The organism is Virgisporangium aurantiacum (assembly GCF_016863635.1).
GTDB lineage: Bacteria > Actinomycetota > Actinomycetes > Mycobacteriales > Micromonosporaceae > Virgisporangium > Virgisporangium aurantiacum.
Genome location: NZ_BOPG01000024.1, coordinates 157,947 through 170,231 on the forward strand (window position 1 = coordinate 157,947; position 12,285 = coordinate 170,231).

General features: G+C 75.5%; 4 protein-coding genes. 3 read left to right on the forward strand and 1 reads right to left on the reverse strand.

What is annotated here, in order from left to right; translation table 11 throughout:
- Positions 1-62: 62 nt before the first annotated feature.
- The 3 genes from Vau01_RS19265 to Vau01_RS19275 are packed head-to-tail and all read left to right on the forward strand — an operon-like array spanning position 63 to position 11,650.
- The gene (locus tag Vau01_RS19265; protein WP_203994555.1) at positions 63-1,157 is read left to right on the forward strand and encodes a thioesterase domain-containing protein; all 1,095 of its coding nucleotides are present in this window, start codon (positions 63-65) and stop codon (positions 1,155-1,157) included.
- Positions 1,158-6,092 carry a non-ribosomal peptide synthetase gene (locus Vau01_RS19270; protein WP_203994569.1) on the forward strand — a complete coding sequence of 1,645 codons (4,935 nt, stop codon included), beginning with the start codon at positions 1,158-1,160 and terminating at the stop codon, positions 6,090-6,092.
- Positions 6,093-6,094: 2 nt separating this feature from the next.
- A complete protein-coding gene (locus Vau01_RS19275; RefSeq protein ID WP_203994579.1) occupies positions 6,095-11,650 on the forward strand; it encodes a type I polyketide synthase in 5,556 nt (1,851 codons plus the stop codon).
- A gap of 12 nt (positions 11,651-11,662) precedes the next feature.
- On the opposite strand, the gene Vau01_RS19280 is transcribed toward Vau01_RS19275, so the two are convergent.
- Entirely contained in the window at positions 11,663-12,280 is a 618-nt protein-coding gene (locus Vau01_RS19280; RefSeq protein ID WP_203994580.1) for a hypothetical protein, read from the reverse strand.
- Between the last annotated feature and the right edge of the window lie 5 nt (positions 12,281-12,285).

Sequence of the window (12,285 nt, forward strand, 5' to 3'; positions counted from 1 at the left end):
CTTCCACGCTACTTCCACGCCGGTCCCGGATTCTGTCACGGGACGTCCGGCGAGGGAGGCGAGTGGAGACAGCAGCGCTCTTCTGCCTTCCGTACGCGGGCGGCGACGAACTCGCCTACTGGCGCTGGGCCGATCTGCTCGCCGGCACCGCGCGCGTGCACGCGATCGGCCGCGAGGGCGCGCCGTCGGTCGACCGGGTTTGCGACCGGATCGCGGCCGAGGACGGCCCGTTCGCCATCTACGGCCACAGCATGGGCGCGCGGCTCGGGTTCGAGGTGGCCCGCGAACTCCGCCGTCGCGGGGCGCCGCTGCCGGTGCGGTTCTACGTCGGCGGCGCGCACCCGCCCGACGTCCGCGAGCCGATCGCCCGCGTGGCGCACATCGACATCGGCGAGTTCATCGATCAGCTCGTCACCCGCGCCGACACGCCGGCCGCCGTCCGCGACGACCCGGACATCCGCGCGGCCGTCGAGCCCGCGCTGGCGGCCGACCTCGCCTGGCTGCAGGCGTACCGGTTCCGGCCCGAGCCGCCGCTGCCGGTCCCGATCGTCGCGTTCGCCGCCACCGACGACCACGAGGTTCCGCGCGACCTGATGCTCGGCTGGGCCCGGCACACCTCGGCCTGGTTCCGGCACCACACGCTTGCCGCGGGGCATTTGTTCGTGGGCACCCACGCGGCGGACGTCACGGCTTTGGTCGAAAGATCCGGGGATACGGGCACAGCGCCACCCGGGTACGACGAGGTGCACCTGTGGCGGGTCGAACCGTCCACCATGGACAAAGCGGAACGCCTTGTCCTGGAACGGTATCCGAGCGGCACCGCCGGTTCCCGGGTCGTGACGGCGGCCGGCGGCGGCACCGTGCTGGTCGCGATCGGCCCGTCGGTGCGGGCGGTCGCCGTCGAGCGGGTGCGCCCGATCGACGACCTCGACGCGCTCTGCGCCCGCCTCGACCCCGACGAGCGCGCAGCCGTCCTCGGCGAGCCCGAGGAGGACCAGGTGCGCGCCGCCCTCCAGGCCCTCACCGCCCACGCGGTGCGCGCGGCGGGCGCGGTGCGCCGTCTCGACCTCGGCAACGCCGTCGCGGCGATCGCCACGGCGGGCGCTCCGGATCCGGTGCGCATCCGGTACGAGACGACCACGGGGGACGCGCGGTAGATGGACGCACCGTTACCCGACGCCCCGAACCCCGAGTGGACGCGCGGCCCCGGCCACGATCCGCCGGACGTCACCGTCTGGGACCTCGTGGTGGCCCGCGCCACCGAACGGCCGGACGCCGAAGCCGTGCGGCAGTGGGAGTCCCGGCTGAGCTACGCCGACCTCGTCGGCGCCGCGTCCGCGCTCGCCGCCCGGATCCGGGCGCACGGCGCCGGACCGGGTGCGCTGGTGGGGGTCTGCGTGGCGCGCACGCCGCTGATGCCGGTGGCCGTGCTCGGCGTCCTCGCGAGCGGCGCGGCGTACGTCGTGCTCGACCCGGCGCACCCACGCCGCCGGCTCGACGACGTGCTCGACGACGCCGGGATCGCGGTGGTGGTCGCCGACGCGCCGGGTGCCGCGCTGCTGGCGGGCAGCGGCCGCACGGTGCTCGTCCCGGAACCCGACGACCGCGCGCCGACGGCAGGACCTCCCGACCCGGCCGGCACCGCCTACGTCCTCTACACGTCGGGGTCGACCGGGCGGCCGAAGGGCGTGCAGGTCGGCCACCGCAGCGTCACCGCGTTCGTCACCGCCGCGGGTGTCCACTTCGGACTCGACGGCGACACCCGCGCGATCGCGTTCGCCGCGCTCGGGTTCGACGTGTCGGTGCTCGACCTCCTCACGCCGTTGACGCGGGGATCGAGCGTGCGGCTGGTGCCCGACGCCGACCGCGTGGATCCGGCGCGCCTGCAACGGTTCCTGGAAGCTCACGACGTCACCTGGGGGTTCCTCCCACCGGCGCTGCTGCCGCTCGCCGATCCGACCCGGCTGCCGCACCTGCGCGACCTGGTGACCGCCGGCGAGCCGCCCGGCCCGGAACAGGTCGCCCGGTGGACGGCCACCGGCACCCGCTTCCACAACTGGTACGGCCCGACCGAGACGACCGTGTGCGTGGTCGGCACCGAACTGACCGGCACCTGGGACCGGCCGGTGCCGATCGGCCGGCCGCTGCCCGGCTGCACCGCGTACATCCTCGACGGCGACGGGGCGCCGTGCCCGCCCGGCATCGCCGGCGAGTTGCACATCGGCGGCCCGCAGGTGGCCGTCGGCTACTGGCGGCGCCCCGACCTCACCGCCGAACGGTTCGTGACGCGGCCGGACGGCGAGCGCCTCTACCGCACCGGCGACCGCGCCGCGTGGGAACCCGACGGGCGCATCGCGTACCTGGGCCGGCTCGACCGGCAGGTGAAGATCCAGGGGCAGCGGGTCGAGATCGGCGAGGTGGAGGCGGTCGTCCGGGCCCACCCGGGCGTGCTGCAGGCGGTGGTCGACGCCGTCGACGACGGGCTCACCGCGTACGTCACGCCGGCGGGCGCGCCGGACCTCGCCGCGCTGCGCGAGCACTGCGCGCGGCGGCTGCCGGGCTACATGCTGCCGACCCGGGTCGTGCGGCTGGCCGCGCTCCCGCTGACGACGGCGGGCAAGACGGACACGACCGCGTTGCGAACCGTCCACGATGGACGGTTGGCACCGGTCGCGGCCGTGTGGGCGGAGATCCTGGACGCGCCGGATCCCCGGCCGGACGACACGTTCCTCGACGCCGGCGGCCACTCGCTGCGGGCGATGCGGCTGGTGTCGGCGTTGCGGCAGCGCCTCGGGCGCGACGTGTCGGTCGAGGACGTCCACGCGGGCGGCACGCTCGACGGCCTCACCCGTCGGGTCCTGGCGGCACCCGCCCTGCCCGAATCTCACCCGGTGCGTGCCGCCACGCCGACGTTGTCGACGGCCCAGCGGCGGATCTGGTTCGTCGAACAGGTCTCGCCCGGGACCTCGGCCCACGTGGTCGCGTTCGCGCACCGGATCCGCGGCCCGCTCGACGTGGCGAGACTCCGCGGCGCGCTCGCGACCGTGGTGGCCCGGCACGAACCGTTGCGGTGGCGGGTGCCGCAGCGCGACGGCGTCCCGTACGTGCGGGTCGAGCCGCCGGGCCCGGTTCCGCTGCCGGTCGTCGACGCGACGGAGGACGGCCTCGACCGCTTTCTTGACATGGCCGCGACGACCCCGTTCGACCTCGCTGACGGTCCACTGTGGAGGGCGGCGGTGGCCCGCCTCGGCTCCGCGGACCACGTGCTGGTGACCGGCGTGCACCACATCGTGTTCGACGGCTGGTCGCAGGACGTGTTCCTGCGCGACCTCGCCACCGCCTACACCGGTGTCCACAGTGGACCCCTGGTCGCTACGTTCGACACCTACGTCGCGACGCTCGCCGCGCGGGCCGCCCGCACCGGCGCGGCCGACCTCGCCTGGTGGACCGACCGGCTCGCCGGCGCGCCGACCGTCTGCGACCTGCCCCGCGACCGCCCGCGGCCACCCGCGCAGACGTTCCGGGGGCTGCGCCGGAGCACCACGCTCGACCCGGCGACCACCGACGCCGTGCGGGCGCTGGCCCGGCGGTGCGGTGCGACCCCGCACGCGGTGCTGCTGGCCGTGTTCGGGTGCCTGCTCCGGCGCCTCACCGGAAGCACCGACCTCGTCGTCGGCGTCCCCTACGCCGACCGCGAGGACGCCGCGTTCGAGCCGCTCGTCGGGCTGCTGCTGCACATCCTGCCGGTCCGGCTGCGGATCGACGACGACGAGCCGGTGACCGTCCACATCGGACGGTGCGCCGAGGAGGTGCGGGCGGCGGCCGCGCGCCGCGCCGCGCCGCTGGACCGCGTCGTGGAGGCGCTGCGGGTGCCCCGCGACCTCGGCCGCAACCCGCTGATCCAGGTACTGTTCAACCAGCACGACGACGCGGCCGCCCGGCTCCACCTGCCCGGCTGCGCGGTGACCCCGGTGTCGGCCGGCCTGCCGGGCTCGCTCTTCGACCTGACGGTTTACGTGGGCGGGGACGCCGATCGCGTCCAGGTGGTGGCGAACCCCGACCTGTACGACGCCGCCCGGGTGGAGGCGTTCCTCGCCTCGTACGTCCACCTCCTGCAGCGGCTGACCGCCGAACCGGACGCGCCGGTCGGCGCCGCCGCCGCGCGCCCACCGTTCACCGTCGAGGCGCCGGTGCCGCCGCCCGCCCGGCCTGTCGCCGCCCGGACCGCCCGCCGCGTCGCGGCGCCAGCGGTGTCCGTGCCGGTGCCGCCGCCCGCCGGGCCCGTCGCCGACCGGATCGCCCGCCGCGCCGCGGCGACTCCCGACACCGTGGCGGTCGACGGCGCGGGTGGCCCCGTCACCTACCGGGACCTCGACCGGCAGCGGCGACGCGTCGCCGCCGGGGTGGCCGCGGGGTTGGCCGCCGCCGGCATCGCGCCCGGTGCGACCGTCGCGGTCCTGGCGACCCGCCACACCGCGCTGCCGGCGCTGCTGCTCGGCATCCTCACCGCCGGCGCCCGCTGGGCGGTCCTCGACACCGCGCACCCCGCGCCGGCGCTCGCCGCACAGGCGGTGGCCGCCGACGCCACGGCGCTCGTCGCGACCCCGGACGCGACGGTCCCCGCCGACCTGGCCCACCTGACCCGACTGTCCCCGATGGACGGTCCCGACCCGGCCCGGGCACCGGCGGGGTACCTCTCGTTCACGTCCGGCACGACCGGCCGGCCGCAGGTCGTCGTCGCGCCGGCCGAACCGCTCGCCGCGTTCCTCGGCCACTACCCGGCCGCGTTCGGGCTCGGACCGGGGGACCGGTTCGCGATGCTCGCCGGGCTCGCCCACGACCCGCTGCTCCGCGACGTCTTCACGCCGCTGGTGCTCGGCGCCACGCTGGTCGTTCCCGAGCAGGCGTGGATCCGTGACCCGGTGCGGCTGCACGGGTTCCTGGCCGCCCGCGGGGTGACGGTCGCGCACGTCACCCCGCAACTGGTGCGGATGCTCGGCACCGTGCCCGCCGCCGCGTTGCCGGCGCTGCGCCTCGTCGTCTCGGCCGGCGACCATCTCACGGCCGCCGACGTCGCGCGGATGCGGGCGCTCGCGCCGAACGCCCGGCTGGTCAACGGGTACGGCACCACGGAGACCCCGCAACTGCACGCCTGGCACGAAATCGAGAGCGGCGGGACGCAGGAGACGGTGCCGGTCGGCCGCGGCGTGCCCGGCAGCACGCTGACGGTCGTGGACGCCCACGGCCGTCCCGCCGCCGTCGGCGAACTCGGCGAGGTGGTGGTGCACAGCCGCAACCTCGCCACCGGCTACCTCGACCCGCGCCGCACCGCCGACCGGTTCCCGGCACCCGGCACCTACCGCACCGGCGACCTCGGCCGGCACCGCGCCGACGGGTCGGTGGTCCTCGCCGGGCGGGCCGACCAGCAGGTGAAGGTGCGCGGTCACCGGGTGGAACTGGCCGAGATCGAGGCGGCGCTGGCCGCGCACCCCGACGTGCGCACGGCCGCCGCCGTACCGGTCGAGACCGGCGGCGAGCGGGCGATCCGGGTGTTCGTGGCACCGGCGCAGCCGGACCTGTCCGTCGCCGACCTGACCGACCACCTCCGGCGCCGGTTCCCCGAGCCCGCCGTGCCGGCCGACATCCGGCTGGTGCCGGCGATCCCGCTCACGGCCAACGGCAAGGCCGACCGGGCCGGGCTGGCCGCCCTCGCGCCGCCACCGGTGCCGGGCCGGGCCGCCGACGACGAACTGCGGACCCGCACCGAACGGCTCGTCGGCGGCGTGTGGCGGTCGGTGCTCGGCCGGCCCCGGATCGGCGCCGAGGACAACTTCTTCGACGCCGGTGGGCACTCGCTGGCGCTGGCGACGGTCGCCGCCCGGCTGTCGGCGGCGCTCGGCGCCGAGATACCGATCGTCGAACTGTTCAACCGCCCCACGATCCGGTCGCTGGCCGGATATCTCGACGGCGCCACCACGCGGCCGGGACTCGACCGGGCCGCCCGCCGGGTCGCCGCGCGTCGCGGTGCGATCCACCGCGACCGGGCCCGCCGCGGGAACCTCACCACCACGGAACCGACAGGAGATGGTTGACCATGACCGCCACTGATGAACCGACCGTGGAGCCGATCGCCGTCATCGGCCTGGCCTGCCGGATGCCCGGCGCCGCCGACGCCGACGCGTTCTGGGAGATGCTCGCCGACGGCACGGAGGCGGTGCGGTTCTTCACCCTCGACGAGCAGCGGGCGCTGGGCGTCCCCGAGTCGATCGTCACCGATCCGAACTTCGTGCCCGCGGCGGCGATCCTCGCCGACCACGACGCGATCGACACCGGCGTCTTCGGGATGTCGATCCGGGAGGCGGAGATCCGCGACCCGCAGCACCGGCTGCTGCTGGAACTGAGCCACACGGCCCTCGAGGACGCCGGCTACGACCCGTCGCGGTACGCGGGCGAGATCGGCAACTACGCGACCGTCGGCCCGGACGTGTACCAGTGGCTGAACATCCGCAGCAACCCGAAGGCGTACGCGAACGCGGGCTGGCTGGCCGTGATGGTCGGCAACCATCCCGACTACGCGGCGACGCTGACGTCCTACAAGCTCGGCCTGCGCGGGCCGAGCCTGACGATGAACACCGCCTGCTCCAGTTCGCTGGTGTCGCTGCACCTGGCCTGCGAGGCGCTGCGCAACGGCGAGTGCGACATGGCCCTCACCGGCGGCGCCACGATCGACATCCCGGCCGGGCACGGCTACCTCTACGACGAGGACGGCATCACCGCGCCCGACGGCCACTGCCGCCCGTTCGACGCCGACGCCCGGGGCACGATCTGGGGCAGCGGCGGCGGTGTGGTGGTGCTCAAGCGGCTCGCCGACGCGATCGAGGACGGCGACAACGTCCGCGCGGTGATCCTCGGCAACGCCATCAACAACGACGGCGACACGAAGGTCGGCTTCTCCGCGCCCAGCGCCGAGGGCCAGGCGGCGGTCATCGCGCAGGCGCTCGGCGTCGCGGGCGTCGACCCGCGCACGATCACCTACGTCGAGGCGCACGGCACCGGTACCGCGCTCGGCGACCCGATCGAGGTGTCGGCGCTGTCGGGCGTCTACCAGCAGGACACCGACGAGGCCGGCTGGTGCGCGATCGGCTCGGTGAAGTCGAACATCGGCCACCTCGGGCAGTCGGCCGGCGCCGCGGCGCTCATCAAGACCGTTCTCGCGCTCGAACACGGCCAGATCCCGCCGAGCCTGCACTACCGCAGCCCCAACCCGAAGATCGAGTTCGGCCGCAACCCGTTCCACGTGGCCACCGCGCTCACCAAGTGGGAGCCCGACGGCGTGCCGCGCCGCGCGGCGGTGAGCTCGTTCGGTATCGGCGGGACGAACGCGCACGCCATCCTCCAGGAGGCGCCGGCCCGGTCCGCCGGGACCCGGGAGACCCGGCCGGCGCACCTGCTCATGCTGTCGGCCCGCACCGACACCGCGCTCGCCGTCCAGCGCGAGCGGCTCGCCGCCCACCTGGCCGCGCACCCGGACCTCGACCTCGCCGACGTCGCCCACACGCTGCGGGTCGGCCGCCGCCAGCTGGCGCGGCGGGCCGCGGTCGTGGCGACCGACGTCCACGACGCCGTGCGGGCACTCGCCGACGACAAGCGGGTCGTCACCGGTGTGGCCGGCCGCCGCGCGCCGCGCGTGGCGCTGCTGTTCTCCGGCCAGGGCGCGCAGTACGCCGGCGCGGCGGCCGGCCTGTACCGCACGGAACCGGTGTTCCGGGCGGCGGTCGACGAGTGCGCAGCCGCACTGTCTAATGTGGACCTTCCCGACGTGTTGTTCGGCGCAGGAGACGGCGCGGAGGAGCGGCTGCGCCTGACCGGCAACACCCAGCCGGCGCTGTTCACCATCGGCTACGCGCTGGCCCGGCTGTGGCAGTCGTGGGGCGTCGAGCCGGCCGCGATGCTCGGCCACAGCATCGGCGAGTACGTCGCGGCGACGCTCGCCGGCGTCTTCGAGCTCGCCGACGCGGTGCGCCTGGTCGCGGACCGGGGCCGGCTCATGCAGCGGATGCCGGCCGGGTCGATGCTGGCCGTGTCGCTCGACGAGGCCGAGGTGCGGCCGATGCTGCCCGACGGGCTGTCGGTGGCGACCGTCAACGCGCCGGGGTCGTGCGTGGTGGCCGGCCCGACCGACCTGGTGCGGGCGTTCGCCGAGCGACTGAGCGGTGACGGGACCGGCGCGACGATGCTGCGGACGTCACATGCCTTCCACTCGCCGATGATGGAACCGATCCTGGCCGAATTCCGCGACCTCGTCGCCGCGACCGCGCGGACCGCGCCGCGGCTGCCGTTCCTGTCGAACGTGACCGGTACCTGGATCACCGCCGACGAGGCGACCGACCCGGGGTACTGGGCCCGGCACCTGCGCGAGCCGGTGCGCTTCGGCGACGGCGTCGCGACGCTTCTCGCCGACGGCGAGTGGGTGTTCGTCGAGTGCGGCCCGGGTCGTCAACTGGCCGGCCTCGTGCGGCGCCAGCTGTCGCGCGACGCGGTCCCGCCGCAGCCGAGCCTGCCCGGCCCGGCCGACGGTGTCGACGACCTCACGGTGCTGTACAAGGCGGCCGGAACCCTGTGGGCGCACGGCGTTCCGGTCGACCGGGACGCGATGGGGCCGTGGGCGCGGCGGGTTCCGCTGCCGACGTACCCGTTCGAGCGGGTGCGGGCGTGGGTCGAGCCCGACCGCGCCGTGGCCGGGTTCTCCGCGCAGACGTCGGCGGTGGCGAGCCGGTCGGAGCGCGGGGGAGTGCTGCCGGTCGACGGCTGGGCGTGGGTGCCGACGTGGCGGCAACTGCCGCCGGGGCCGTCGACGGAACAGTTGCCGGCACGCTGCCTGGTGTTCGCCGATGACAACGGCCTTGCGGCCGCCCTGCGCGGCAGGGGCACCGAAGTGGTCCTGGTCCGACCGGGCACGGCGTTCGGGCCAACGGGGGACGGCTACACGGTGCGGCCGTCGGAACGGGCCGACTACGACGCGTTGCTCGCCGTGCTGGCGGGCGACGGCGGGGTACCGGCCCGGGTCGTACACGCCTGGACGGCCGGTCCGCCGGCCGTCCAGGCGGATCCGTGGACCGCGCAGGAGCACGGCTTCTTCAGCCTGCTGACCCTGGTGGGGTCGCTGGCGGCCGCCGACCACCCGGACACCGTGCGGCTCGACGTCCTCACCCGCGGCACCACCGACGTGACCGGCACCGACCTGGTGCGTCCCGAGCACGCGACGGTCGCCGGCATCGTGCGGGTGGCGCCGCTGGAACTGCCGTGGCTCGACGTCCGGCACGTCGACCTGGATCCGTCCACTATGGACGGTTGGGATCTCGCCGCCGACGAGCTGGCCCGCAAGCCGGAGACCGACGAGGCCGGCCTGTGCCCGCCCACCGCGCTGCGCGGCCACCGCCGCTGGACGCCCGGCTACGAGCAGGTCGCGCTCCCCGACCGGTCCAACGCCGGGCTGCGCACCGGCGGCGTCTACGTGATCACCGGCGGGCTCGGCGGCATCGGCATCACCGTCGCCGAGGATCTCGCCTGGCGGTGCCGCGCCAAGGTCGTGCTCGTGTCGCGCGGCGGCCTGCCGCCCCGGGTGCGCTGGGAGGAGCACCTGGAGGCGCACGGCAGCACCGACCGCGTCGGCCGCGCGATCGCCGCGGTGCGCCGCATCGAGGAGGCGGGCGGGGAGGCCCTCGTGCTCGCCGCCGACGTCACCGATCCGCAAGCCCTGCGCCGGGTGCGGCGCGAGACACTCGCGATGTTCGGCGCGGTGCACGGCGTCATCCACGCGGCCGGTGTGCCGGGCGGCGGCGTCGCCGAGGTCAAGGAGCGCGCGGACGCCGAGCGCGTCCTCGCGCCCAAACTGCGGGGGACGCTCGCGCTCCGCGAGGCGTTCGGCGACCTGCCGCTGGACGTCGTGCTGCTGTGCTCGTCGGTGACCGCGGTGGCCGGCGGCTTCGGGCAGGTGGACTACTGCGCCGCGAACGCATTCCTCGACGCGCACGCCCGCGGTGCGCACGGCTGGCAGGCCCGGGTGGTATCGGTGAACTGGGGTGGTTGGCTGGAGGTCGGCATGGCCGCCGAGGTGGCCGCGCCGGAGGCGATCCGGGCCGCTGCTCCCGCGTCCACTGTGGAGGGACCACCCGAGACGGTGACCGTCGTCGACCACCCGGTGGTGGCCGGGCGGCACGACCGCGGCACCGGCGCGCTGCCGTGGTGCGGCGGCCCGGTGTCGGCCGCCACCCACTGGGTCCTCGACGAGCACCGCATGTCGCCGACGCCGCTGATGCCCGGCACCGGCTACGTCGAGATCGCCCGCGCCGCCGCCCAGGCGACCCTGCCGCCGGCCGCCGAGGGCCAGGTGATCGAACTGCGCGACGTCGTGTTCGTGGAGCCGATGCCGGTGCCCGACGGCACCTCCGCCGACCTGAAGGTCGTGTTCGAGGCCGACCCCGACGGCGTGGAGTTCCAGGTCCGTTCCGTCGCAAGTGGACGGACGTCCACGCACGCCCGCGGCACCGCCGGCTGGTCCGACGCCGGGGAAGCCCCGCTGGTGGACCTCGACGCGATCCGCGGCCGCTGCGCGCAAGCCGGCGGGCAGGGCGGCGTGGCGCTGTCGAGCCTGCTCACGTACGGCCCGCACTGGCAGAACCTGCGCACCTGGTACACCGGCGACGGCGAGGCGCTGGCGTACCTGGAGGCCAACGACGTCGTCGCGGCCGATCTGCACCGCTGGGTGCTGCACCCGGGCATCCTCGACGAGGCGACGTCGTTCGCCCGGTTCAGCGTCGAGGGCCATTACCTGCCGCACAGCTACGGGCAGGTGGTGGTGCGCGGGCCGATGCCGGCGACGATGTGGAGCCACCTGCGGTTCCGCGACAGCGCGAGCGCCGAGGTGATCGTCGCCGACGTGTCGCTGATCGACGAGTCCGGCCGCGAGTTCGTGACCATCAGCGACTACGTGCTGCGCCGCATCGACCCGGACGCCGTGCACGCGACGGTGTCGGTCGCTCCGTCGCCGTCCACTGTGGACGTTCCCGCCCCGGATGCCGCTCCGGGTCGGGTCGGCATCCGTCCGGCCGACGGCGCCGAGGCCCTCGCCCGGCTGATCGCCGTGCCGCTGGGGCCGCAGGTGGTCGTCACCGCGACGCCGTTGCCCGATTACCTCGCCGAGGTCGGCGGCTTCACCAGCGACGCCGTGGAGGAGCTGACGGCCGACACCCGTTCGGCGCCGGCCCGGCCACGGCCGGACAGCTACGTCGCGCCGCGCACCGACCTGGAGACCACGGTGGTCGGGCTGTTCGCCGAGGTGCTGGGCGGCGAGGCCATCGGCGTTGAGGACGACTTCTTCGACCTCGGCGGCAACTCGCTGGTGGCGGTGCAGCTGATCGCGTTGATCCGCAAGCGGATCCAGGTGAAACTGCCGATGCGCAGCCTGTTCGAGGAGCCGACCGCCGCCGGGGTGGCACGGCTGGTCGAGCAGGTCCGCGCCGAGGACGGTGCCGGTGCCGCCGACAGTGCCGCCGACAGTGCTGCCGCCGCGGCCGGGAGCGAGGGACCGGCGGGCGGCATGGCGATCAAGCGGCAGCCGCGCCGCGCCGACACCGCCGGGACCGGATGACCCGGCCGGCCACTACCCGAACAGTTCGTGGGTGGGTGGGGTCTCGCCGATCGGGTACTCGGCGCCGACCGCCCGCCACCACGGCTCGAGCGGGGTGAACACCACGCCCAGTTCCTCGTGCGCCACCGCGGCGTACGGCCCGGTCGCCGCGACCCGGTCGATCGGGACCGCGTATGCGTCGGCGACGGCGGCCCAGGCGACCGGGCCGTCGACGGTGCCGTCGTCGAGGACCTCGGCGCCGTCGGCCGCGGGCACGTCGAGGAGCGACGGTTCGCCCTCGCTGTCCCGGTCGCCCTCGGGGTACACGTAGACGTGCTGGAGGCGGCGCAGGCCGGCCGGCGTCCGCGCGAGGATGAGGTGTTCGGCGCCGTACTCGTCGTGGTCGAGGCCGATGATCATGCGGCGGACGCGGCCCGCCTCGGCGGCGGCGGCCAGGGCCTCGGCGAGCCACGCGTTGCCCCAGGTGGCGAACAGGCTCACCCGGTCGTTGTCGGCGAGCCAGACGGCCACCGGCGACACGCGCTTCGACAGCGGCGGTTCCTGGACGGCTGCCGCGAGGCCGTCGAACAGCGCCTGCGGATCGGTGCCGGGCTCGAGGTCCACCACGGCGAAACCCATGAAGGTCGACATTCCGG

Coding starts and splice junctions, on each gene's coding strand:
- Vau01_RS19275 (WP_203994579.1), top strand. CDS start 6,095: ATGACCGCCACTGATGAACCGACCGTGGAGCCGATCGCCGTCATCGGC.
- Vau01_RS19280 (WP_203994580.1), bottom strand. CDS start 12,280: ATGTCGACCTTCATGGGTTTCGCCGTGGTGGACCTCGAGCCCGGCACC.
- Vau01_RS19270 (WP_203994569.1), top strand. CDS start 1,158: ATGGACGCACCGTTACCCGACGCCCCGAACCCCGAGTGGACGCGCGGC.